General features: G+C 71.9%; 19 protein-coding genes and 2 pseudogenes. 13 read left to right on the top strand and 8 right to left on the bottom strand.

Annotated features, from left to right (window positions below; all coding sequences use genetic code 11):
- Window positions 1–56: 56 nt before the first annotated feature.
- The 4 genes and pseudogenes from ABZ449_RS21570 (at window position 57) to ABZ449_RS21555 (ending at window position 4,231) form a co-directional block, all read left to right on the top strand.
- Window positions 57–887, top strand: a complete 831-nt coding sequence (locus tag ABZ449_RS21570) for a helix-turn-helix transcriptional regulator (RefSeq protein ID WP_360348069.1) — start codon at window positions 57–59, stop codon at window positions 885–887.
- On the top strand, window positions 884–1,096 hold the full coding sequence (locus ABZ449_RS21565) for a DUF397 domain-containing protein (RefSeq protein ID WP_360348066.1): 213 nt from the start codon (window positions 884–886) through the stop codon (window positions 1,094–1,096). Before ABZ449_RS21570 ends, ABZ449_RS21565 begins: the two co-directional genes overlap by 4 nt.
- Before the next feature lie 120 nt (window positions 1,097–1,216).
- Window positions 1,217–3,728: pseudogene (gene pepN, locus ABZ449_RS21560) on the top strand (aminopeptidase N).
- A gap of 17 nt (window positions 3,729–3,745) precedes the next feature.
- Window positions 3,746–4,231: a hypothetical protein gene (locus ABZ449_RS21555; RefSeq protein ID WP_360348063.1), complete on the top strand. Its 486-nt coding sequence runs from the start codon at window positions 3,746–3,748 to the stop codon at window positions 4,229–4,231.
- Window positions 4,232–4,306: 75 nt separating this feature from the next.
- On the opposite strand, the gene ABZ449_RS21550 is transcribed toward ABZ449_RS21555, so the two are convergent.
- The 3 genes from ABZ449_RS21550 to ABZ449_RS21540 all read right to left on the bottom strand — a co-directional run bounded on the left by ABZ449_RS21550 (window position 4,307) and on the right by ABZ449_RS21540 (window position 6,623).
- Window positions 4,307–4,888: an SMI1/KNR4 family protein gene (locus ABZ449_RS21550; RefSeq protein WP_360348060.1), complete on the bottom strand. Its 582-nt coding sequence runs from the start codon at window positions 4,886–4,888 to the stop codon at window positions 4,307–4,309.
- Between the two features lie 483 nt (window positions 4,889–5,371).
- Window positions 5,372–5,929, bottom strand: a complete 558-nt coding sequence (locus ABZ449_RS21545) for an SMI1/KNR4 family protein (protein ID WP_360348057.1) — start codon at window positions 5,927–5,929, stop codon at window positions 5,372–5,374.
- Window positions 5,930–6,041: 112 nt separating this feature from the next.
- Window positions 6,042–6,623 (bottom strand): SMI1/KNR4 family protein, encoded by a 582-nt coding sequence (locus ABZ449_RS21540; RefSeq protein WP_360348054.1) that lies wholly within the window; start codon window positions 6,621–6,623, stop codon window positions 6,042–6,044.
- Between the two features lie 316 nt (window positions 6,624–6,939).
- Between ABZ449_RS21540 and ABZ449_RS21535 the strand changes: the two genes are divergently transcribed.
- The 4 genes from ABZ449_RS21535 (at window position 6,940) to ABZ449_RS21520 (ending at window position 9,450) form a co-directional block, all read left to right on the top strand.
- Window positions 6,940–7,677 (top strand): alpha/beta hydrolase, encoded by a 738-nt coding sequence (locus ABZ449_RS21535; RefSeq protein ID WP_360348051.1) that lies wholly within the window; start codon window positions 6,940–6,942, stop codon window positions 7,675–7,677.
- Between the two features lie 386 nt (window positions 7,678–8,063).
- Complete coding sequence (locus ABZ449_RS21530) at window positions 8,064–8,492, top strand: peptidase inhibitor family I36 protein (RefSeq protein WP_360348048.1); 429 nt, start codon at window positions 8,064–8,066, stop codon at window positions 8,490–8,492.
- A gap of 41 nt (window positions 8,493–8,533) precedes the next feature.
- Complete coding sequence (locus ABZ449_RS21525) at window positions 8,534–8,971, top strand: peptidase inhibitor family I36 protein (protein ID WP_360348045.1); 438 nt, start codon at window positions 8,534–8,536, stop codon at window positions 8,969–8,971.
- Between the two features lie 41 nt (window positions 8,972–9,012).
- The gene (locus tag ABZ449_RS21520) at window positions 9,013–9,450 is read left to right on the top strand and encodes a peptidase inhibitor family I36 protein (protein ID WP_360348042.1); all 438 of its coding nucleotides are present in this window, start codon (window positions 9,013–9,015) and stop codon (window positions 9,448–9,450) included.
- 139 nt (window positions 9,451–9,589) lie between these two features.
- Here the strand turns inward: ABZ449_RS21520 and ABZ449_RS21515 are convergent, their stop codons facing one another.
- Window positions 9,590–10,312, bottom strand: coding sequence for a heparin lyase I family protein (locus ABZ449_RS21515; protein ID WP_360348039.1), 723 nt, complete (start codon window positions 10,310–10,312; stop codon window positions 9,590–9,592).
- A gap of 154 nt (window positions 10,313–10,466) precedes the next feature.
- On the bottom strand, window positions 10,467–11,867 hold the full coding sequence (locus ABZ449_RS21510) for a solute carrier family 23 protein (protein ID WP_360348036.1): 1,401 nt from the start codon (window positions 11,865–11,867) through the stop codon (window positions 10,467–10,469).
- A gap of 295 nt (window positions 11,868–12,162) precedes the next feature.
- On the opposite strand from ABZ449_RS21510, the gene ABZ449_RS21505 reads away from it, so the two are divergent.
- Window positions 12,163–12,687: a peptidylprolyl isomerase gene (locus ABZ449_RS21505; RefSeq protein WP_360348033.1), complete on the top strand. Its 525-nt coding sequence runs from the start codon at window positions 12,163–12,165 to the stop codon at window positions 12,685–12,687.
- A 76-nt stretch (window positions 12,688–12,763) separates the two neighbouring features.
- Here ABZ449_RS21505 and ABZ449_RS21500 read toward each other — a convergent pair.
- Window positions 12,764–13,012 (bottom strand): annotated as a pseudogene (locus ABZ449_RS21500) (transcriptional regulator); the annotation flags it as partial.
- A gap of 380 nt (window positions 13,013–13,392) precedes the next feature.
- Here ABZ449_RS21500 and ABZ449_RS21495 point away from each other — a divergent pair.
- From ABZ449_RS21495 to ABZ449_RS21485, 3 genes are all read left to right on the top strand, one after another.
- Window positions 13,393–16,488 (top strand): BTAD domain-containing putative transcriptional regulator, encoded by a 3,096-nt coding sequence (locus tag ABZ449_RS21495; protein WP_360348030.1) that lies wholly within the window; start codon window positions 13,393–13,395, stop codon window positions 16,486–16,488.
- 110 nt (window positions 16,489–16,598) lie between these two features.
- Window positions 16,599–17,081, top strand: coding sequence for a hypothetical protein (locus ABZ449_RS21490; protein ID WP_360348027.1), 483 nt, complete (start codon window positions 16,599–16,601; stop codon window positions 17,079–17,081).
- On the top strand, window positions 17,078–17,380 hold the full coding sequence (locus ABZ449_RS21485; protein ID WP_360348024.1) for a hypothetical protein: 303 nt from the start codon (window positions 17,078–17,080) through the stop codon (window positions 17,378–17,380). The genes ABZ449_RS21490 and ABZ449_RS21485 overlap by 4 nt, the downstream gene beginning before the upstream one ends.
- Window positions 17,381–17,502: 122 nt before the next feature.
- On the opposite strand, the gene ABZ449_RS21480 is transcribed toward ABZ449_RS21485, so the two are convergent.
- Both ABZ449_RS21480 and ABZ449_RS21475 read right to left on the bottom strand, forming a co-directional pair.
- Complete coding sequence (locus ABZ449_RS21480; RefSeq protein WP_360348122.1) at window positions 17,503–18,147, bottom strand: CatB-related O-acetyltransferase; 645 nt, start codon at window positions 18,145–18,147, stop codon at window positions 17,503–17,505.
- 261 nt (window positions 18,148–18,408) lie between these two features.
- Window positions 18,409–19,440: a YihY/virulence factor BrkB family protein gene (locus tag ABZ449_RS21475; protein WP_360348021.1), complete on the bottom strand. Its 1,032-nt coding sequence runs from the start codon at window positions 19,438–19,440 to the stop codon at window positions 18,409–18,411.
- A gap of 273 nt (window positions 19,441–19,713) precedes the next feature.
- On the opposite strand from ABZ449_RS21475, the gene ABZ449_RS21470 reads away from it, so the two are divergent.
- Window positions 19,714–22,833 carry a phosphocholine-specific phospholipase C gene (locus tag ABZ449_RS21470; protein WP_360348018.1) on the top strand — a complete coding sequence of 1,040 codons (3,120 nt, stop codon included), beginning with the start codon at window positions 19,714–19,716 and terminating at the stop codon, window positions 22,831–22,833.
- Window positions 22,834–22,845: the final 12 nt, after the last annotated feature.

Below are 22,845 nucleotides of genomic sequence, written 5' to 3'. Positions count from 1 at the left end.
CTTTCCCACTTGACAGTTCCCCCGTGTGGTATTCGCGCAGCAGTGGAGGGCTAGCAATGCGTGAGTCTCAGTTGGATCCATCGGCCTCGCCCCTCAAGGCGTTCGGGGCCCAACTGCGCAAGCTGCGCAAGGCGGCGGGCTTGACGCAGACCCAGCTCGGTCAGCGGACGAACCTGAGTGATAGTCAGATTTCGAACCTCGAAAGAGGGACACGCAATCCCACGCTTGACTGGGTTCGTAAGGCTGACAAGGTCATCGATGCCGGTGGAACATTGGAACTGACGTACTGGAGCCTCAGCGGGGCGTCGTTGCTGGAGGGGTTTCCCGAGTACGCGGCGCAGGAGGCGAAGGCTCAGGGCATCTCCCACTTCGAGCTGGGCATCGTGCCCGGTCTGGCCCAGACCATGGAATACGCCAGCGCCTTCGCGTCCGCAGCCGTACGGCGCGGCAGCATCACCGAGGAGCAGGCGGCGGATCGACTCGACTTCCTTGCCGCACGCCAGAAGCTGCTTGACCAGCGCTCAGCTCCGCGTCTGCACTTCGTCCTCGACGAAGGTGCACTCCTGCGGAGGGTGGGAGGGCCCAAGGTCATGGCGCGGCAGCTGGCGCATCTTGAAGACCTCGCAACCCGTCCCAACGTCACCATCCAGGTGGCGCCGTTCTCGCTCGCGGAAGAGCTGCCGTTCACCATGGTTGTTACGCTGCTGACCATGGCGGATCGATCACTCCTGGCATACTCGGAGTGCCAGCTGCGCGGCTTCCTCGCGCGGGACGCTGATACGGCTCAGGCCTGGGAACGGGACTACCATCAGCTCCAGGTGGAAGCGCTGTCGAAGGCTGCGTCACTGGAGATGATCCGCAAGCAAGGCGTGAGAGGAACGTCATGATGTCCCCTGTAGACCTGTCCGACGCCGCATGGTTCAAGAGCAGTTACAGCAACAACGGCGGTACCTGCGTCGAGATGGCCCCCAACTTCCCCGGCCTCGCCCCTGTCCGTGATTCCAAGGACCCTCAGGGCCCGGCCCTCGTCTTTCCGGCCGAGGCCTGGGCATCCTTCGTCACCGCCGTCCGCAGTGGCGAGTTCGGCGAGGTCTGAGCCTCCGCCCCAGCCCGCCGCAGGCCCGGACCGGTCCCGGTCCGGGCCTGCGGGCCGTCCCCCCCGACGCGCCCGGAGGCGAAAAGCCAGTACCGTCCGCCCGCCGGATGGCGCAGCATGATGCCTGTGTCCGATACCTCAGTCCTCACCCGTACCGAGGCCGCCGAGCGCCACAGCCTGCTCGACGTCCGCACCGTCCACCTCGACCTCGACCTGACCCGCGGCCGGGAGGTGTTCGGCTCCACCACGGTGATCCGCTTCGCCTGCACCGCCCCCGGCTCCGCGACCTACGTCGACGTGATACCGGCCGCCCTCCACCGCGTCGTCCTCAACGGCCGCGAACTGGACGTCACCACGCTCCGCGCCGGCCGCCTCCCGCTGACCGACCTGGCCGCCGACAACGAGCTCACCGTCGAAGCCGACATGGCCTACTCGCACACCGGCGAGGGCATGCACCGCTACACCGACCCCGCCGACGGCGAGGACTACGTCTACACCCAGTCCTTCCTCGGCGACGGCCCGCGCGTCTTCGCCTCCTTCGACCAGCCCGACCTCAAGGCGCGCTACACCCTCACCGTCACCGCCCCCCCACCCGTGGACCGTGATCGGCAACAGCCTGGGCCACCAGACCTCGCCCGGTCGCTGGGAGTTCGCCCCCACCCAGCCGATCAGCAGCTACCTGGTCTCCGTGGTCGCCGGCCCCCTCCACTCGGTGCGCGCCGAGCACGACGGCATCCCGCTCGGCCTGCACTGCCGCCGCTCGCTCGCCGCCCACCTGGACGCCGACGCCGCCGAACTGCTGGAGATCACCCGCCAGGGCTTCGACCACTACCACCGGGTCTTCCGCCACCGCTACCCCTTCGACAGCTACGACCAGTGCTTCGTCCCGGAGTTCAACGCCGGCGCGATGGAGAACCCGGGCTGCGTCACGCTGCGCGACGAGTACGTCTTCCGCTCCGCCGTGCCCGACACCCAGCGCGAGGAACGCGCCATGGTCGTGATCCACGAGATGGCGCACATGTGGTTCGGCGACCTCGTCACCATGAAGTGGTGGGACGACCTCTGGCTGAACGAGTCCTTCGCCGAGTACATGGCCTACAGCGTCACCGCCGCCTCCACCCGCTTCACCAGCGCCTGGACCGGCTTCGCCGCCGACCGCAAGACCTGGGGCTACGACGCCGACCAGCGCCCCTCCACCCACCCCGTGGCCCCCGGCACGGTCGAGGACACCGACCAGGCCCTGCAGAACTTCGACGGCATCTCCTACGCCAAGGGCGCCGCCGCCCTGCGCCAGCTCGTCGCCTGGCTCGGCGAGGAGACCTTCCTCGCCGGGGTCAACGACTACTTCGACGAGCACGCCTTCGGCAACGCCACCCTCGACGACCTGCTCCGCGCCCTGGCCGCCGCCAGCGGCCGCGACGTCCACGGCTGGGCCGAACGCTGGCTGCGCACCACCGGCGTGGACACCCTGCGGCTGACCGACGGCCGCATCGACCACACCTCCGCCGACGGCGCCCTGCGCCCGCACCAGCTGACCGTGGCCCACTACCGCCGCACCGCCGACGGCGCCCTGGAGCTCGCCGAGCGCGTGCCGCTCGACCTGGCCGCCGACGGCGCCGGCCTGCCGCTCGACCCGGCCGCCGGAGCCGACACCGAGCTGACCCTGCTCAACGACACCGACCTCAGCTTCGTCAAGATCCGCCTCGACCCCGCCTCCTGGCAGACCGTGCGTACCTCGCTCGGCGCCGTACCCGAGGAACTCGCCCGGGCCGTGCTCTGGAGCGCCGCCCGCGACCAGGTGCGCGACGGGGAGCTGGCGCCCGCCGAGTACCTGCGGCTCGTCGCCGACCACCTGCCCGGCGAGACCTCCGTCCACCTGGTGGACGCGGTGCTCGCCTTCGCCCACGCGTTCGTGGTGGACAGCGCCGTGCCGCCCGCCGAACGCCCGGCCGCGCTGGCCGGACTGGCCCGGGTCTGCCGCACCCTGCTGACGCGCACCGAGGGCGAAACCGACCGCACCGGCCTGCGCCTGGTGGCCGTGCGCGGCGTCATCGCCACCGCCGCCGACGAGGCCCAGACCGCCGAACTGCGCGACTGGCTGGCCGCCGGCACCGTCCCCGGCGGCCCGGCGCTCGACCCGGACCTGCGCTGGCAGCTGCTGCTGCGGCTGTGCGTGCTCGGCGCGGCGGGCGAGCCGGAGATCGCCGCCGAACTCGCCGCCGACCCCAGCACCACCAGCGAGGAGGGCGCCGCCCGCTGCCGCGCCGCCCTGCCCGACCCGGCGGCCAAGGAGGCCGCCTGGCAGGCGCTGTTCCACGGCGAGCTCTCCAACTACCTGGCCGCCGCCACCGCCGACGGACTGTGGCAGCCCGAGCAGGCCGAGCTGCTGGACGAACTGACCACCCGCTACTTCAAGGAACTGGGCCCGGCCGCCGCCCGCCGCGGCCCCGCCCTGGCCCGGGTGCTCACCACGGCGGCCTTCCCCGCCTCCGCCGCCACCGAAGACACGGTGCGGGCGGCCGAGGCCTGCCTGGCCGACCCGGACCTCACCGTGGCGACCCGGCGCGGACTGGTCGACCAACTGGACACGCTGCGCCGCGCGGTCCGGGCCCGGGCGCTGACCGAGCAGTAGAGCCCGACGAACGACGGGTGGTGGCGCGGGCCGTCCGGCGCGCACCACCACCCGTCGTTCCCACTGCCCTGGCCTCCAGCCACGCGCAGGCGCGGAACATCGGAGCCGGCTGGGGCGACGACGGCCCCTGCGGCTACCGGGACCGCCGTCGCGTACGAGAAGGTCCTGGTGCTGCCGACTGCCGAACCGAGGCCGAGGCCGTCGCCGTCCTCGACTCCGCCCGGCAGCACTACGCCGACTGCGCGGCCCGGGCCGAGCGCGTGTTCCCGAACGGCACGGTGACCGGGTACGACCACGGCACGGTCGACGTCGAGGAGGGCGCGACCGTCGGCGGCGTCCACATCGCGCTGACCGACACCTGGGAGACCCACCGCGACTACCTGTACGGCGCGGGCCGGGACGGCAACACCGTCGTCCTGGTGGAGTGGGAGAGCAACTGGACCCGGCCCGACGTCCCCGCCTTCAAGCAGACCGTCCGGGCCGCCGTCGACAAGCTCTACTGACCCCGCACCAGGCCGCGCCCCCGCCGGCCCGAGGGCCGACGGGGGCACGGGACGCGGGGACTTCGAGCCCGGTCCTCACGAATCGCGTACCGGGCCGAAGCGTTCCGTCCGCATCGGCAGCACGCCGTAGTCCGTCAACGGGATCGGGTTCGAGAACTCCTGTCCGCTGTTCGGCCCGGTCATGTCCTCTCCGCGCAGGTACCGGTAGAACCATTCCGCGAACGTCAGGTCGTAGCGGTAGAACTCGTCGTCGTCGCCGACGTAGACCACGATGCACCAGCCGTACCCGGTGCCGGTGCGCAGCAGGAACACCTCTTCCCCGTGCGCGGTCGGCATGATGGGGATCAGGCCGTCCGGCGCGCCGAACCCCAGGGCCGTGGGGAATCCGGGGAAGTTCTCGTCCGTGAACTCGCAGTCCTGGTAGGCGACCACGGTCTCCCGGATGTACTTGCCCAGGTCCCACCCATGCGCGGCAGGGCCCCTCAGCGAGATCGACCGGCCGATTTCGATCGGCGCGTAGCGTTCGGCCAGGGTCTTGAAGTCTCCCGGCAGTTCCACGCCCAGCTCGGCTTCCAGCCGGTGCCAGCACTCCGCCGGCACGCCGGGTCCACTGGGCGGCCCGATGATCCCGCGTACTTCTTCCAGAAAGTCGATCACGGGTGGGCTCCAGTCAACTCGGGTCAGTTCGCGGTCCCCTTGGTGGTTCCACCCGTGGGGCCCTGCGTGATCACACAGTGCTTGATCACTTTAGTTTCGAGGTTGTAGTAGGTGTACTCCGAGGTTTCGGGGACTCGGGAGTTGGGGCCTCCTGTAGTGCGGTTCGATCTCCACGGCCACATGATTGCCCTTCTTGATGGGGTGACCGTTTGCCGGCTTGACGCCTCGCCTTCATGCCTGATCCCGTCCATTCCGGGCGGGAGCTGGGTGTTACCGGTGTTGACTCCGAGGCACTTCCTGCCCTTGCATTCCGGCACCACCTTCGACGGGCCGGGCATCCCGCCGGACGTCCGGACGCCGGTTTTCACACCGGAGGAGCCGGCCGTCGATGACCTGACCGTCACGTCGGCCCCGGCCGTCCCGGCTGGTTCGACACCGTGAAGCGCCGCGGGAACGGGCGGGCCCGCTACACGGAACGTGGGCTCAGGAGGTGGCCACGCGCCACAGGTCGGGTCCCAGCGTCCGGTCGATGTACCCGTCGGAGTCGGGGACCTCCCCGGTCAGGACGGCGGTCAGGAACGCGGTCATGCCGCCGTCGAAACGGACGAACTCGCTGATGCCGAAGCGCCACACGACGACCGGCCACTGGTCCGGGTCGCCGGCTGAGGTGTCCCAGCAGAAGTAGTCGGCACTGGTGTTGCTGGCCCAGGCGAGTAGGCCGCCCTTCGCCGGGAACGGGGGGTAGGGCCGGCCGAGCTCGGGATTCCACTCGTACCACCCTTCGAGCATCTCCCCGACATCCTCGTTGAAGCGCCGGAAGCGCTCGTAGCTCTTTTCGTCCGGGGTGCCGGGGTCGAGGTCCGGAGTCACCACGGACAGGTCGCCGTGGAAACTGGCGTGACCGTACCGTTCCACGAACGCCCGGTAGTCCGAGGGCAGTTCGGTGCCGAGCCCTTCGACGGGCCCTTCCCAGTGCACCCGGAACGGCTCACGGCCGGGCTCGGCCATGATGTCCGCGAGTCGGCCGATACCGTCGGTCACCCCTACGTCTTCCTCTCCTCAAGACCGGCCGCTACCGCGTCCAGTTCCAGTCGCCCTGTGCCGCCACGACGGCTCACCGAGGATCTGCACCCCCTCCGTACGCCCGTGGTCCTCACGAATCGCGTACCGGGCCGAAGCGTTCCGTCCGCATCGGCAGCACGCCGTAGTCCGTCAACGCGATCGGGTTCGAGAACTCCTGTCCGCTGTTCGGCCCGGTCATGTCCTCTCCGCGCAGGTACCGGTAGAACCATTCCGCGAACGTCAGGTCGTAGCGGTAGAACTCGTCGTCGTCGCCGACGTAGACCACGATGCACCAGCCGTACCCGGTGCCGGTGCGCAGCAGGAACACCGCTTCCCCGTGCGTGGTCGGCGTGATGGGGATGAGGCCGTCCGGCGCGCCGAAGCTCAGGGCTGCGGGGAATCCGGGGAAGTTCTCGTCCGTGAACTCACAGTCCTGGTAGGCGACCACGGTCTCCCGGATGTAGTCGCCCAGGTTCTGGGCCTGACCGGCGGGGCCCATCAGCCAGATCGACCGGCCGATCTCGATCGGCGCGTAGCGCTCGGCCAGGGTCTTGAAGTCTCCCGGCAGTTCCACGCCCAGCTCGGCTTCCAGCCGGTGCCAGCACTCCGCCGACACGCCGGGTCCACTGGGCGGCCCGATGATCCCGCGTACTTCTTCCAGAAAGTCGATCACGGGTGGGCTCCAGTCAACTCGGGTCAGTTCGCGGTCCCCTTGGTGGTTCCACCCATGGGGCCCTGCGTGATCACACAGTGCTTGATCACTTTAGTTTCGAGGTCGGCGTAGGTGTACTCCAGGTGGAGGGGCCCGTGGGAAATCCCGTTGGCGGATCGTGGCCGGTACTGCTACCTTTCCGGAGGCCGTGTGAGAGAACGAGGAGGTGGTACCCGTGAACGCAGTATCGACGTGGGTGCTCCCCTCAGGGGTCACGGTCGGGCGATAGGTCGTCGTCCGGGAGCGCCATTTCTGAGCACTCCCGAAAGGCACGACCATGCACTTCACTTCCGAACAGCGTCTCGACGGCGACGTCCTCGAGCGCGAGTTCACCCTCGGCGAGATCCCCGGCATCCTGTGGACGCCCGAGTCCGCATCCGCCTCCGCGCCGCTGATCCTGATCTGCCCCCCGCCGCTCGGACTGGGCAAGGTGTACTCCCGGCTGGCCGGGCGGGCCCGGTACTACGCGGCGGAGTACGGCTTCGCCTCGGCCACCCTCGAGCTGCCCGGGAGCGGTGACCGTCCCCGTTGGGCCGCCGCTGACCAGGCCCGCGCCGATCTGCGCCGGGTGATGGAAGCCGGCGAGCCGGTCACCGACGAGATCATCGACGCCCTCGTCCTTCCGCTGGTCGACAGGGCCGTCCCGGAATGGCGGGCCGCGCTCGACGACCTCCTTGCGCTGCCCGGGATCGGTGGCCCGGTCGGGTACGAGGGGGGAATCATCTCCATCGGCGTCCGGATGGCGGCGGTCGAGCCGCGCATCGCGGCCGCCAACCTGTTCGCCGGGAGTCTCGTGCCCGCCGCCATCTTCGAGGAGGCCCGCCAGGTCGCCATCCCGCTGCACGTCCTGCTGCAGTGGGACGACGAGGGGAACCCCCGGCAGGCGGCCCTGGACCTGTTCGACGCCTTCGGCTCCAAGGAGAAGACCCTGCACGCCAACATGGGCGGGCACGCCGGCGTCCCGCAGTACGAGATCGATGCCGGAGCCCGGTTCTTCGCCCGGCACCTGAGCTGAGCTTTCTCGCGGCGGCGGCCCCTGCCCGGGGCCGCCGCCGCGTTCGCCCCGCCGACGTATCCGCTGACGTATCCGCTGACGTATCCCGCTGACGTATCCGCTGACGTATCCGCTGACGTATCCCGCTGACGTATCCGCTGACGTATGCTCACCGGCCCGCGACGGTACGGGGACACCTGTACCGGTGACCGCCGACGGGTCGACTTAGGTAGACCGAACGCCGATGGGTCGACTCGGCTCGGCGACGTCGATTTCGCATGCAGTCGGATGACCGATGCCTCCACCGTGCCCTCGCCGCCACAGTGGTGGTCGCTCCACGAACGAAACGTCGGAGCGACCCCCTGGCAGCAGACAGAGCAGAGGAGATCATGATGAACCTGCGGCGAATGGCGACGAGGCTCGCGGTGGGTGCCGCCACGGTGGCCGGGGTGCTCGCCGCCACGACGACGAGTGCGAGCGCCGACATCCTCACCTCGATCGAGACCGGCCCCGGCAAGTGCCCCGCCAACTGGGTGTGCCTGTGGAGCGACTACAACTACGTCGCCGGAAACCCGTCGGGCACGGTCGACTTCGGGGCCGTGGGCGCGAACCAGAACATCGCGGACATGGGGCAGTTCAAGTTCGACAGCAAGGTCTGGCGCTGGAAGGGCATGCAGGACGCCGCCTCCTCGGTCGTGAACAACACCGGGAGCAGCATCTGCTTCTACGAGCACAACAACTACGGCGGCGCGGAGTTCAGGATCGGCCCCTGGGAGAAGTGGGCCGCGGTCCCGTCGTGGATCAACGACAAGATCAGCTCCTTCAAGTACTGCTGACCCGTCCCCTCTCCTCCCCTCCTCGACCTGAACGGATCGTCATGAAGCTTTCGCAGAAGATGACCAGGCTCGGACTGTGCGTGGCCGCCGCCGTCGGGCTGGTCGTGACCGCCGCGACCTCCGCGAGCGCCACCAACGTCTACAACATCGGCCACGGGGCCGGGTCCTGCCCCAGCGGCTACGTCTGCCTGTGGTCGGAGGGCAACTTCATCAGGGGCGGGTTCGTCAACGACAGCAAGTTCGGCTCCTTCGCGTCGGACCAGAACACCGGCGACATGGGCAAGCTCCAGCGCGTCTCCAGCATGGACAAGGGCATGCAGGACGTCGCCTCGTCGGTGCTGAACAACACCGGGAGCAGCATCTGCTTCTACGAGCACAACTGGTACGGCGGCGCGGAGTTCAGGATCGGCCCCTGGGAGCAGTGGCCCTCCCTCCCGTCGTGGATCAACGACAAGATCAGCTCCTTCAAGTACTGCTGACCCGTCCCCTCTCCTCCCCTCCTCGACCTGAACGGATCGTCATGAAGCTCTCGCAGAAGATGACCAGGCTCGGACTGTGCGCGGCCGCCGCCGTCGGGCTGGTCGTGACCGTGGCGGGCTCCGCCAGCGCCAACACGATCCTCGGCCTCGGGCAGGGCGCCGGAGCGTGCCCCACCAACTACGTCTGCCTGTGGTCCGAGAACGGCTACGTCGCCAACACCGGCCCCACCGGCAAGTTCGGGGCGATCGCCTCGGACCAGAACATCGGCGACATGGGCAAGCTGAAGAACGACGGCGGCGGCCTGTGGTCGGGGATGCAGGACACCGCCTCGTCCGTGGTGAACAACACGGGCAGCAGCATCTGCTTCTACGAGCACAACTGGTACGGCGGCGCGGAGTTCAGGATCGGCGCCTGGGAGCGGTGGCCCTCCGTCCCGTCGTGGATCAACGACAGGATCAGCTCGTTCAAGTACTGCTGACCCGGCGCAGGCCCGGCAGGCCCCGCAGGCTCCGTCGGCCCTGCAGATCCGGCAGGCCCCGCCGGCCGTCGCACGTGCCGTGAACCGCAGGCCCGGACCGCATCCACGCGGTCCGGGCCTGCGGTGCGTCCCCGAGGGCCTACGAGCCGGCGGTGGCCGCCTCCAGCGTCGTGGCCATCACCGGGCTGGTGAAGGTGTTCGTGGCGTCCCCCGTGGACTCGTGGTACGAGCCCCACTTGAGGTAGTTGCGGTCGCCGTCCCAGGTGGTGCCCTTGAAGGTGCCCGAGCCCGTGGTGAACGTCTGCTTCACGCCGTCGAACCAGAAGTCGATGGTGCCGTCGGTGCGGCCCAGGCGGATCTTCAGCGCGTAGGAGTGCCAGGTGTTGTTGGTCGTCTGGGCCGTCCACAGCGTGTGCGACACGTGGTTGGTGTCCCACTCCTGGAGGCGGACGCGTCCGTTGAGGACGTCGATCTCGATCGGGTGGTTGGCCGTGTCGGTGCTCGGCGAGCACTTCAGCTGGAAGACGTACCGGCTGTTGGTGTCCTTGATGTCCACCTTGGACGACCAGCCCAGGTAGAAGGTGTCGCCCTCCTTGAGGTCCGGGCTGAGCGTCTCGCAGCGCTCCTCGCCGGCGGCCTGGAAGGCCCGCCACACGTTGCCCTTGACGGAGTCCTTGACGACCCCGAAGTTGCCGGCCGCGCACTGGACCGCCTTGAAGGAGGACGGGCCCGTGCTGGTGTTCGGGGTCCACAGGACCGTGCCGGCCGCGCTGCTGGGGGTCACCCCGGCGCAGGTGATCGCGAACGTGCCGAGGGCGATGGCCGCGGCGGCGGCCTTGCGGCGGTTGGTCAGAAGGGACATGCCTCTCCCGGGGGGACGAGTGGCCGATACGGGCGAGCAGTGATTCGACCACTGCCGGGCCCGTCCGGCAAAGACGGAGCGGCCGGCGGAAGATCCTTTTCGGACACTTCCGCCGGCCGCCCCTCCGGCCTGAACCCGGCCCCGACCTCGTCCGTTACGGGGTGCGCGGCTTCCCGTCGGAGGTGTCCTCGTCGTACGAGGACGTGCCCTCGTCCAGCAGCGGCTCCTGCGTCTTGAGGTGTGCCGGCGCCAGCGCCCGCAGCGCGTGGTAGCCGGTGATGACGACCAGGGTGCCGAGCGCGATGCCGCTGAGGCTGAAGGTGTCGCTGAACTTCAGCGTCACGTTGCCGATGCCGATGATGATGCCCGCCGCGGCCGGCACCAGGTTCAGCGGGTTGCTCAGGTCCACCTTCGACCTGACCCAGATCTGTGCGCCCAGCAGCCCGATCATGCCGTACAGGATCACGGTGATCCCGCCGAGCACCCCGCCGGGGATCGCGGCCACGATCGCGCCGAACTTCGGGCACAGGCCGAACAGCAGCGCGAAGCCGGCCGCCGCCCAGTACGCCGCCGTCGAGTAGACCCGGGTGGCGGCCATGACGCCGATGTTCTCCGAGTACGTGGTGTTCGGCGGGCCGCCGACCGCGGTGGAGAGCATGGAGCCGACGCCGTCCGCGGAGATCGCGGTGCCCAGCTTGTCGTCCAGGTTCGAGCCCGTCATCTCGCCGACCGCCTTGACGTGTCCGGCGTTCTCCGCGACCAGCGCGATCACCACGGGCAGCGCGACCAGGATCGCCGACCACTGGAAGGACGGGCCGTGGAAGGTCGGCAGGCCGAGCCAGTCCGCCTTGCCGACGCCCGACAGGTCCAGGCGCCAGTGGTCGGACATGTGCCCGCCGCCGTCCACCGAGTGGATCTTCCCGAAGACCCGGTCGAACAGCCAGGAGATCCCGTAGCCGAACAGCAGCCCCAGGAAGATCGCCACCCGCGACCAGAAGCCGCGCAGGCACACCACCGCCAGGCCGGTGAACAGCATCACCAGCAGCGCCGTCCACTGGTCCTGCGGCCAGTACACCGAGGCCGTCACCGGGGCGAGGTTGAAGCCGATCAGCATGACCACCGCGCCGGTGACGATCGGCGGCATCGTGGCGTGGATGATGCGCGCCCCGAACTTCTGGACCGCCACACCCACCAGGAACAGCACCACGCCCACCACGAACACCGCGCCGGTCACCGTGGCGCTGGTGCCGCCCTGCGCCCGGATCACCGCGGCCACGCCCACGAAGGACAGCGAGCAGCCCAGGTAGCTGGGCACCCGGCCCTTGGTGGCCAGCAGGAAGATCACGGTCGCCACGCCGGACATCATGATCGCTAGGTTCGGGTCGAGCCCCATCAGCACGGGCGCCACGAAGCTCGCCCCGAACATCGCCACCACGTGCTGGGCGCCGAGCCCTACCGTGCGGGGCCAGGAGAGCCGTTCGTCGGGGCGGACGACCGCCCCCGGCGCGGGCGTGCGCCCGTCACCGTGCAGCTTCCAGCGCACGCCGAGATCCATGGTGTTTCGCTTTCTCTGTACTTCCGGGGGACTGTCCGCACCATTCTCGTGGCCGCCGGGTGTCCCGACGATCACGCGGGCCCGTGTGAGCTGCGAAGACGTGGGGTGGGGCCGGACGGGCCCGGTGCTGTCGGGATCTTACGGGCACCGCCCGCGCGTCGCGGATCCGGCCGTGGTTCGGACGCCCGTTCGCGGGGTGCCACCCGTGTGGGCGTATCGCCGCGTCGCCGGCCCTCGGGGCGGCCCGCCGCCCTGAAGACTGGCCGTATCCCGTAGGACTACCGAAGGACGTGCCATGGCGGAAGAGCTGTACGCGACGCTGAAGACCAACAAGGGCGACATCGTGATCCGGCTGCTGCCGAACCACGCGCCGAAGACCGTCAAGAACTTCGTGGAGCTCGCCACGGGCGAGCGGCAGTGGATCGACCCGAACACCGGTCAGCCGAGCAACGAGCCGCTCTACGACGGTACGGTCTTCCACCGGGTCATCGAGGGCTTCATGATCCAGGGCGGCGACCCCCTGGGCAACGGGACCGGCGGCCCCGGGTACAAGTTCGCGGACGAGTTCCACCCGGACCTGGCGTTCACCAAGCCCTACCTGCTGGCCATGGCCAACGCCGGACCGGGCACCAACGGCTCCCAGTTCTTCATCACCGTCGGGCCGACCCCCCACCTCAACAACCGGCACACCATCTTCGGCGAGGTCGCCGACGAGGCCAGCCGGAAGGTCGTCGACACCATCGCCAAGACGGACACCGGCCGCAACGACCGCCCGGTCCAGGACGTGGTCATCGAGAAGGTCGTCATCGAGACCCGCTGACCGGCCAGGACACCGGGCCGGCCAGGGCGTCCGGGGCCGCCTCCCCTCGGCCCGGACGCCCACCCGCGGGCCCGGCTCAGCCCTCCTGGCGGCGGATCCACTCGCCGCCGCCCAGCGGGTAGTCGTAGCCCGGCCGCCCGGCGCCCGCACTGGTGCGGAACGGCGTGCCGCCGGCGTCGACGCGCACCGTGCCCCGGCGCCCGCCGCCGGACCAGTCCAGGCTCAGTTCCCAGCGCACGTCGTGGGCCCGGGTGCGCGCGGTGACGTAGAAGACCTCGGGATCGGACTCGCTGACCTTGCGCGGGAAGGGGCGCTGCCCGCGCCGGGCGGCGCCCCCGACTCCGCCTCCGCCAAGCCCGCCGCGAAGGCCCCCGCCGCCGCGAAGGCCCCCGTCGCCGCGAAGGCAGCGGCGGCCACGGCCACGGCCACACCGAGACTTCACTGGCCGTCTACTTCGCGGGCCCCTCCGGCAACGAGAGTGTCGGCGCGGGAAGCAACCCTTCGCTGCCCCCGCGGGGTTTGTACATCGACGACTCGCTCAAGGTCACCTACTGGCAGCAGGACATGGACAACGCTGTCACCTGGTAGTCCTCGGACGCGGCGGGGCCGGTCCCGGCCTCGCCGCCGGGGCGCCGGGGACGACGCTCCGCGATCGTTGTGTCGCCTGCTGTCATATGATTGTCATATACATCTAAGGGGGGGTGCGTGGAGTTCCGACTGCTGGGCTCGGTGGCCGTGGTGGCCGCGGACGGCCGGGAGCTTCCGGCCGGATCGGCCAAACGCCGCAGCCTGCTCGCCATGCTGCTGCTGAACCCCGGAGCACCGGTCACCGTCGAACGGCTCACCGAGACCCTCTGGGACGAGGAACCGCCCCGGCACTCGCGCACCGTCATCCACAACCACGTCTCCGGGCTGCGCGCCCTGCTCAACGCCCACGACGCCCCCGCCGCCGGCATCGAACTCGTCACCGACAACGGCGCCTACCTGCTGCGCGCGCCCGACCACGCCGTGGACACCGTACGGTTCGAACAGCTGGTGGCCCGCGCCCGCGCCCAGGACGACGCCGCCCGGGCCGCCACCGACCTGCGCGAGGCACTCGCCCTGTGGCGGGGCCCCGCCCTCGCCGGCACCACCCCCGGCCTGCCGCTGCAGTGCGCCGCCCAGGCCCTGGAGGAACTGCGGCTGGCCGCCGCCGAGGAACTGGCCCGCGCCCACGGCCGCCTCGGCGACCACGGCGCCGCCGCGAACCTGCTGCACGCCGAGGCCACCGCCAACCCGCTGCGCGAACCGCTGGTCGCCGACCTCATGCACGCCCTCGGCCGCGCCGGACGCCGCTCGGAAGCCCTGGACTGGTTCCACCGCACCCGCCGCGCCCTGGCCGAGGAACTCGGCATGGGCCCCGGGCCGGAACTCACCGACGCCTACGACCGCCTGCTGCGCACCGACGCCCCGCCGCGCACCGACGCCCCGCAGGGCCTTGCCCCGCAGCGCCCTGCCGCGCCGCAGCACACCGCCGTAGCGTCGGGCCGCTCCGACCGGGTGCCGCCCGCCCGGCGCCCCGGCGACCAGGAGCCGCCGGACCGTCTGCTGCCGGACCGTCTGCTGCCGGACCGCGTGCCGTCCGACCGCGTGCCGTCCGACCGCGTGCCGTCCGACCGCGTCCCGCCCGCGCGGGTCGCCACCGTCGGCGGCCTGGCCTCCGTCCCCGAGCAGCGGCCCGCCACCACGCAGCCCGTACCGGCCGCCGCGCCGTCCGCCCCCGTACCGGCCGCCGCGCCGCCCACCCCCGTACCGGCCGCCGCGCCGCCCACCCCCGTACCGGCCCCGGCCGCGCCGCCCGTCGCCACGCCCTGGCACCAGCCCACCCCCTGGCCCTTCCCCCGCCGCCCGCGCGGCTTCGCCGGCCGGGAGGACGAGCTGGCCGCGCTCGACCGGGCCACCGCCGCCCCCGGCGCCGTCGCCGTGCTCACCGGCGGCGCCGGCATCGGCAAGACCACCCTCGCCCTGTACTGGGCGCACCGCCGTCAGCAGGACTTCCCCGACGGCCGGCTCTTCGTCGACCTGTGCGGCCACAGCCCCCTGCCGGAACGCGACACCGCCGCCGTCCTGCGCGAACTGCTGCTCGCCCTGGGCCTGCCCGCCGAGCAGATGCCCGCCACCCCCGAGGCGATGGCCGCCCGCTACCGCGAACTGACCGCCACCCGGCGGATGCTGATCGTCCTGGACAACGCCCGCCGCTCCGAGCAGGTCCGCCCGCTGCTGCCCGACGGCGACGACTGCGTCACCCTGGTCACCAGCCGCGACCGGCTCGGCGGCCTGGTCGCCTCCGACGCCGCCCGCCCGGTGCCGCTCGCCGAACTCTCCTCCCCGCAGGCCGTCACCCTGCTCGCCGCCACCCTCGGCCCCGACCTGGTCGCCGCCGAACCCGAGGCCGCCGCCCGCCTGGCCGGCCTGTGCGACGGCCTGCCGCTGGCCCTGCGGCTGGCCGCCGCCCGCCTCGCCACCGGCCCCGCCCGCGCGCTGGCCGCCCTCGCCGACGAACTCGCCGACGAACAGGACCGCCTGGACCTCCTCCACATCGAGGACACCGGCGTCGCCGCCGCCCTCGCCCTGACCGTCCAGCACCTGAGCGAACCCGCCCGCCGCACGTTCCGCCGCCTCGGCGCCCACACCGGCGCCACCCTCGACAGCCGCACCGCCGCCGCCCTGGCCGGCTGCCGCCCCGCCGAGGCCGCCGACGCCCTGGCCCAACTGGCCACCGCCCACCTGATCGTGGAGATCGGACGGGACGCCTACACCCTGCACGACCTGGTCCGCCTCTACGCCCGCAGCCTGCCCGGCGACACCGACACCCAGGTGCTGCCCCGCCTGCTCGACCACCTGCTCAACACCCTGCTCACCGCCTGCGCCGCCGCCGAACCGGGCAGCGAACCGTGCTGCACCCTGCCGCCCGGCACCCGCCGCCCCGCCGAGGTCCGCCCCTTCCCCGACCGGGCGAGCGCGCTCGCCTGGTACGCCGCCGAACGCGACACCCTGCGCGGCGCGGTCGAGGCGGCCGTCGCCGCCGGACTGCACGACCGCGCCTGGCGCCTGGTGCTGCTCCAGTGGCCGCTGATCGTCTGGCAGGTCCGGGACGGCTGGGCGCCGCTGCTCGAACACGGCCTGGCCGCCGCCGAGGCCGACCGCGACCCCGCCGCCCAGTCCCGCGCCCGGGCCCTGCTGGGCTGGGTCCTGCTGGAGGAGGGCCGCCCCGAGGAGGCCCTGGTCCACCTGGAACGCGCCCCCGACCTCGCCGCCCGGGCCGGCGACGGCACCGCCCAGGCCGTCGCCCTGGTCAACCTCGCCGTCGCCCTCGCCCGCCACGGCGACCGCGCCGGCCGCGCCCGCACCCGCAGCCTGCTGGTGCGGGCCCTGTCCCTGGCCGAACGGGCCGGACGCGCCGACCTCGTGGCCCTCGCCCGCCTGCACCTGGCCCACGAGTGCCTGGCCGCCGCCATGTTCGAGGAGGCCGCCCACCACGCCGCCCACGGCCTGGCCGTCGCCGAACCGCCCTTCCCCGTCACCCGCCGGGTGGCCCTGCAGACCCTCTACGGCCGCGCCCTGGCCGCCACCGGCCAACCGGAGGAGGCCGCGCTCCACCTCGACGCCGCGCTGCGCACCGCCCGCGCCCACCAGTACGGGGAGGGCGAGGCGGAGGCCGGCGCGGCCCTGCGCGCCCTGTCGGCGGGCACCCCCGCCGTGGCGGGCGCCGTCGCGAGGGCCACCGCGGGGGCGAGGGTCACCGCGGACGCGCAGCACTGACGGGCCGGCTCGCCGGGAAGGATGAACACACCGGGGGAGCCCGGAACACATCGGGGGGAGCCCGGGCAGCGGGCGAAACCGGCACACCACCTGCCCGAGGGGGGTTCGCGATGACCACGCCGCCCGAGCCGAACCGTCAGTCCGAGCTGCTGGAGCTGTACAAGCTCGCCGTGGAGATGGCCGACCGGGTCTCGGCCCGCCGGGGCAGCGCCAACACCTTCTTCCTGTCCGTGCAGACCGCGCTGGTCACCCTGATCGGCTTCGGCATACCCAAGCTGTCGGAGTCCCCGTGGTGGGTGGCGACGGCCGTCGCGCTGGCCGGCATCACCCTCTCCGGCGCCTGGTGGATGCAACTGCGCAGCTACCGGGACCTCAACAGCGCCAAGTTCCAGGTCATCAACAGCCTGGAGGACAAGCTGTCCGCGCGGATCTACACCGACGAGTGGGACGTCCTCAGGAACGCCGCGGCGCCCGGCCGCCGCCGCCACTACACCGAACTCGGCACCACGGAACGGCTCGTGCCGATGATATTCGCGGTGGCTCACCTGATCCTGCTCACCGGCACGCTCGCCACCGGCACACTGACCGTATGAGCCACCTCGATCCCATCGCCGACCTGATCCGCTCCTGCCTGCCCTCGGAGGCCAGACCACCCGCGGGCTCCGACGACCTCTTCCGCATCTACGCCGTGCTGCTGCAGGCCAAGGGCGAGCAGGTCACCGACGAGGACGTCCACAACGCCTGGACGGCCTGGACCCAGACCACCGACGACACCCACAAGGCCCTGGTGGCCTTCGCCGACCTCGACGCCCGCACCCGCGCCCTCGACGCCCCGTACACCCTCGCCATCCGCACCGCCGCCCGCCGACTCCACCACCCCACCGCCCGTTAGGAGTTCGGCCCGCCGGGGTTTCGGGGCCCCGCCGTTTCCGAAGGTCACCGCGGGGCCGCCGACGCCTGCACGCCCTATGGCTCCGGGGCGCACTGGGCATACCAGTTGGTACAGGAGTGGGCTCAGGCGCCGCCGGGGGAGCCGGGGGAGGCGGCCGCGAGGTCGTCGACGGTGCCGGACATGACGGTGCGCAGGTGGCGGGTGAGGTGCTCGGCCGGCCAGTCCCACCAGGCGAGGTCGAGCAGGCGGGCGATGTCGGCCTCGTCGTGGCGCAGCCGGATCACCTTGGCCGGGTTGCCGCCGGCGACCGCGTAGTCGGGGATGTCGGAGGTGACGACGGACCCGGCGGCGACGATCGCGCCGTGGCCGATGCGCACCCCGGGCATGACGGTGGTGCGGTAGCCGAGCCACACGTCGTGGCCGATCACGGTGTCGCCGCGCCCGGGCAGGCCGGTGATCAGGTCGAAGTGCTCGGCCCAGGCGCCGCCCATGATCGGGAAGGGGAAGGCGGAGGGCCCGTCCATCCGGTGGTTGGCGCCGTTCATCACGAACCGCACCCCGGTGGCGAAGGCGCAGAACTTCCCGATGACGAGCCTCTCCGGCCCGTAGTGGTACAGCACGTTGCGGGTCTCGAAGGCCGTCGGGTCGTCCGGGTCGTCGTAGTACGAGTACTCGCCCACCTCGATCAGCGGCGAGGTGACCAGCGGCTTGAGAAGGACCACCCGGGGCTGCCCGGGGAAGGGGTGCAGCACGGTCGGGTCGGGCACGGCGGGGGTGTCGGGTACGGCGGGGGTGTCGGGTACGGCGGGGGTGTCGGGTACGGCGGGGGTCACGAGAGCGGTACCGCTTTCCTGTCGACGGATTTCAGGGGTCTCCGGGCGCCGGAGCGCACCCTTCCATGATCCGCCGGGCGGTGCCGCAGGCCGGTGGATCCTCCGGACCCTGTCCGAACGCCCACCCGGGTTCACGAAACCTCTACGCGGCACAGTGCCCGGGCCGGGGAGTCGCCCCGGCCCGGGCACGGGCCCTCACCGCTCGCCGCTGCCGCCCCTCCCGTCCCCGTCCTCCCCGTCCGGGATCCCGGGCTCGGTGGCCTCCGCGGCGGGCTCGTCGTGGAAGGAGACGTCGACCCGCTGCTCGGGCCGGCGCTCCTCCTGCCGGGCGACCGAGGAGAGCACCTCCTGGTCGGCGTCCGTCAGCGGCGGCTGCAGCAGGCTGCGCGGCCACAGCCGCCGGGCGAGCACGACGTTGGTCTCGGCCGCGTACACGGTGACCTGAGCGGCCAGGTAGAGCCAGAACAGCAGCCCGATCACCGTCGCGAAGAACCCGTAGACCTGGCCGGCGTGACGCAGCTCGTGGGCGACCAGCAGCGAGCCCGCCGCCTGGAGGACGGTGAACAGCGGCCCGGCGAGCGCGCAGCCCGGCCACAGCCGCCGCAGCGGGATCTCGCGCGGGGTGAGCACCCGGAAGCAGGCCAGGCACAGGGCGGTGTTCACCAGCGCCGAGACGACCAGGCCTCCGATCCGGGCGGCCGTCCCGGCCAGCGTGCCGCCGACCAGCGAGGCGGCGGCGGTGCCCAGCACCAGCCCGGTGCCCAGGACGGCGAACAGCAGCAGGCTGCGTGCCAGCCGCGGCCAGTAGCCGGGCCGCTGGACGCCCGGCACGTTCCAGACCTCGGCCATGGCGTGCTGCAACACCTGGGCGATGCCCAGCGCGCCGTACAGCAGCCCGAGCGCGCCGATCACCAGCGCCAGGCCGCTGCCCTGGAGGGAGTGGACGTTCTGGCGCAGCTGGTCGCCGATGATCGGGAAGTCGGCGAGTGCGGAGTCCAGGACCGCGCGCTGCGCGCCGGGGTGGCCGTGCAGGACGAAGCCGAGGACGGTGCTGAGCAGGAGCAGCAGCGGGATCAGGGCGACGAAGCCGTAGTAGGTGATCAGGGCGGACAGCAGCCCGCCCCGGTCGTCCCCGTACTTGCGTACGACGCCGATCACCAGGCCGGGCACCCGGTGGCGCTGCTGGAAGCCGTCCACGGCCCGCAGGCCCCGCTCGATGGGGTTCACACCGCGCGTCTGCCCCCGCCGCGCGGCGCGACACCCCGAGGTGCCGACCGCGCCCGCCCTGACGGCCGGTCCGGTCTGTTGATCGGTCAACTGTTTGATCAGTGGGCGTCAAGTTGTCTGTACAGCTCGGGGTCTCTTGTCGGTCATCGGCCCGTCATCGGACGCCACGGCTGCGTCCACCTCGGTCTCGTACACATAACGGGTCCGGTCCGAACCGCGCGGCCGGCCCCCGTAGCGAAGACCCGCGGTCCGTCAGCAAGGAGCCCCACCCCCATGAGTCCGAAGCCCGAACTGTCGCGCCGCAGCGTCCTCGGCGGCGCGGCGGCGGCCGCGGTGCTGTCCGCCCTCCCGATCAGCGTCCGGCAGGCGCTCGCCGCACCGGCCCGGCCCGGACGGCTGGCGGACATCCAGCACGTCGTGGTGTTCATGCAGGAGAACCGGGCCTTCGACCACTACTTCGGCACCCTGGCCGGCGTCCGGGGCTTCGGCGACCGCACCGCCGTACGCGGCGTCGACGGCCGCTCGGTGTTCCACCAGCCCGACCCCAGCCGCAAGGAGGGCTACCTGCTGCCCTTCGCGATGAACGCCGCCCACACCAACGCCTACCAGCAGGGCGCGCCCGCCTTCGGCTACGGCGACTCCATGAACGCCTGGAACGACGGCCGCGCCGACGGCTCCGTCACCCGCCGCTCCTCCGGCTGGCTCGGCCAGGGCTACTACGAGAGCGCCGACATGCCCTTCTACCACGCCCTCGCCTCGGTGTTCACGGTCTGCGACGCCTACCACGCCTCCGTGCAGTGCAACACCAACACCAACCGCGACCACCTGATGACCGGCACCAGCGGCGGCACCGTGCGGGACACCCCGGTGACCGACAACACCGAGATCCCCGGCGGCTACGAGTGGACCACCTACGCCGAGCGCCTGGAGAAGGCCGGCGTCAGCTGGAAGACCTACCAGGCCCTCGACAACTTCGACGACAACGCCCTCGCCTGGTTCGCCCCCTTCGTCCAGGCCAAGCCCGGCGAGCCGCTGTACGAGCGCGGCATGCGCGCCGTCGGCGACCCGGCCAAGAAGAACGACCCCTTCGCCATGGGCGACGCCCTGGTCGAGGCCTTCACCGCCGACGTCCAGGCCGACCGCCTCCCGCAGGTCTCCTGGATCGTCGCCCCCGCCGCGCTGTCCGAGCACGCCAACTACGCCCCGCCGAACGGCGAGCACCTCACCTCCCGACTGCTGTCCGCGCTCGCCGCCAAGCCCGAGGTGTTCCAGAAGACCGTCTTCATCCTCAACTACGACGAGCACGGCGGCTTCTTCGACCACCAGCTGCCCCCCGTCCCGCCGCTGGCCGAGGGCCGCGGCAAGTCCAACGTCCCGGTCGACGGCGAGGTCGTCGTCCGCGTCTCCAAGGGCTCCTCCACCTACCACCGGGTGGTCGGCCAGGACGGCAGGTACCGCGTCAAGGCCGCCGACTCCACCCTCGCCTGGTCCGACACCCTCCCGGCCGGCGAGACCCTCGTCTCCGGCCCCTACCCGATGGGCCTGGGCGTCCGGGTGCCGATGATCGTCGTCTCCCCGTGGACCCGCGGCGGCGTCGTCGACTCCACCGTCTACGACCACACCTCCGTGCTGCGCTTCCTGGAACAGCGCTTCGGCGTCCAGGAGCCCAACATCAGCCCCTGGCGGCGCGCCGTCTGCGGCGACCTCACCGGCGTCTTCGACTTCTCCGGCCGCAACCCCGCCTGGCCCCAGCTGCCCGACACCAGCGGCAACCGCCAGAAGGTCGTCGACACCGGCAAGCTCCCCGCCCCCACCGTGCCCAGCCCCCAGACCTTCCCCCGCCAGCAGCGCGGCACCCGCACCGCCCGCCCCGTCCCCTACGACCTGCTCGTCAAGCCCCGCCTCAAGGGCGACGAACTCACCCTCGACCTCGTCAACCAGGGCCGCCAGGGCGCCGTGTTCGCCGTCTACCCCGCCCCCGGCGAAGCCCCCAGGCACTACACCGTCGCCGCCAGGAGCCGCCTCTCGGACGTCTGGAAGGTCGGCCCCGCCGGCTACGACCTGCGCGTCCACGGCCCCGACGGCGCCCTGTGGCACCTGCGCGGCGACACCGCCTGCGCCTACGAGGTCTCGCTCTCCGAGGAGGGCGACGGCAGGATCCTCGAAGTCGACGTCATCAACCGCTCGCGCACCGCCCAGACCTTCCTGGTCGGCGACCTCGCCTACGGCGACGGCCTGCGCGAGGTACGGGTGGCGGCCGGCGACGACCGCACCGTCAACCTCAAGGTCGGCCCCGAAGGCTGGTACGACGTCGCCGTCGCCGTCCAGGGCGACCTCACCTTCCGCCGCCGCATCGCCGGCCGCTTCCCCCGGGACGAACGCACCGTCACCGACCCCGCCCTCGGCCTGGCCGACCCCCTCACCGTCGACCTCGTCCTCGGCGCCGCCTCCGCCACCATCGACGAACCCGTCCTGCTGCCCGGCCGCCCCGCCACGATCACCGCCACCCTCACCGCCACCGCCGCCCTCACCCGACTGGAGGCCCAGCCCCTGCTCCCGCCCGGCTGGAGCGCCACCACCGTCACCACCGCACCCGACAAGCTCGCCGCCGGCGCCACCGCCACCGCCGTCTGGCAGGTCACCCCGCCCGCCCAGCTGCCCGCCACCGCCACCCACCGCCTGCTGGTCACCGCCCGCGCCCAGGCCGACACGCGCTTCGCCCTCGCCGACGCCGAACTCGCCGCCCGCCCCGCCCCGCTGATGACCGGCCACCTCCTCGACGAGGACTTCGAATCCCTCGCCGACACCCTCCAGCCACAGGCCGGCGTCCTCGGCTGGACCGCCCGGGCCCCCAAGGGCTGGACGGTCGTCAACGCCCCCGCCATGCCCCAGGGCACCACCCGCCTCCAGGGCTGGACCTTCCACACCAAGCGCGAATGGTCCGTCCCCGCCGGACAGGACCGCGGCAACTTCACCCGCGCCCTGGGCGTCGTCGCCGTCGCCGACCCCGACGACTGGGACGACACCGGCTCGCCCTCCCGCAAGGGCGTCTTCGACTCCACCCTGGTCTCGCCCGCCGTCACCCTCCCGCCCGGCACCGGCACCCTCCACCTCGCCTTCGACTCCCACTACCGCCCGGAGGCCCCCCAGAAGGCCACCGTCACCGCCGTCTTCGACGACGGCACCGAGACCCGCCTGCTCGCCTACAGCGCCGACACCACCGGCAACGACAACGCCGGCAAGGACGCCCAGAACACCCGGATCACCCGCAGCTTCGCCGTCCCGGCCCAAGCCCGCACCGTCACCCTCAAGTTCCGCATGTACGACGCCGGCAACAACTGGTACTGGGCCCTCGACCACATCCGCCTCGACACCCGCCCCATCACCGGCTGACACCCCCGCCGG

This window comes from Kitasatospora sp. NPDC005856 (assembly GCF_040629945.1).
In the GTDB taxonomy this organism is placed as follows: Bacteria; Actinomycetota; Actinomycetes; order Streptomycetales; family Streptomycetaceae; genus Kitasatospora.
The sequence above is the reverse complement of the archived record's forward strand: the minus strand, read 5'-3'. Positions and strand labels throughout refer to the sequence as shown.

What these genes read in the sequence shown, in the direction of transcription:
- ABZ449_RS21570 (WP_360348069.1), top strand. Translation starts at nt 57, where the DNA reads ATGCGTGAGTCTCAGTTGGATCCATCGGCCTCGCCCCTCAAGGCGTTC.
- ABZ449_RS21565 (WP_360348066.1), top strand. Translation starts at nt 884, where the DNA reads ATGATGTCCCCTGTAGACCTGTCCGACGCCGCATGGTTCAAGAGCAGT.
- ABZ449_RS21535 (WP_360348051.1), top strand. Translation starts at nt 6,940, where the DNA reads ATGCACTTCACTTCCGAACAGCGTCTCGACGGCGACGTCCTCGAGCGC.
- ABZ449_RS21530 (WP_360348048.1), top strand. Translation starts at nt 8,064, where the DNA reads ATGGCGACGAGGCTCGCGGTGGGTGCCGCCACGGTGGCCGGGGTGCTC.
- ABZ449_RS21525 (WP_360348045.1), top strand. Translation starts at nt 8,534, where the DNA reads ATGAAGCTTTCGCAGAAGATGACCAGGCTCGGACTGTGCGTGGCCGCC.
- ABZ449_RS21520 (WP_360348042.1), top strand. Translation starts at nt 9,013, where the DNA reads ATGAAGCTCTCGCAGAAGATGACCAGGCTCGGACTGTGCGCGGCCGCC.
- ABZ449_RS21515 (WP_360348039.1), bottom strand. Translation starts at nt 10,312, where the DNA reads ATGTCCCTTCTGACCAACCGCCGCAAGGCCGCCGCCGCGGCCATCGCC.
- ABZ449_RS21510 (WP_360348036.1), bottom strand. Translation starts at nt 11,867, where the DNA reads ATGGATCTCGGCGTGCGCTGGAAGCTGCACGGTGACGGGCGCACGCCC.
- ABZ449_RS21505 (WP_360348033.1), top strand. Translation starts at nt 12,163, where the DNA reads ATGGCGGAAGAGCTGTACGCGACGCTGAAGACCAACAAGGGCGACATC.
- ABZ449_RS21490 (WP_360348027.1), top strand. Translation starts at nt 16,599, where the DNA reads ATGACCACGCCGCCCGAGCCGAACCGTCAGTCCGAGCTGCTGGAGCTG.
- ABZ449_RS21485 (WP_360348024.1), top strand. Translation starts at nt 17,078, where the DNA reads ATGAGCCACCTCGATCCCATCGCCGACCTGATCCGCTCCTGCCTGCCC.
- ABZ449_RS21470 (WP_360348018.1), top strand. Translation starts at nt 19,714, where the DNA reads ATGAGTCCGAAGCCCGAACTGTCGCGCCGCAGCGTCCTCGGCGGCGCG.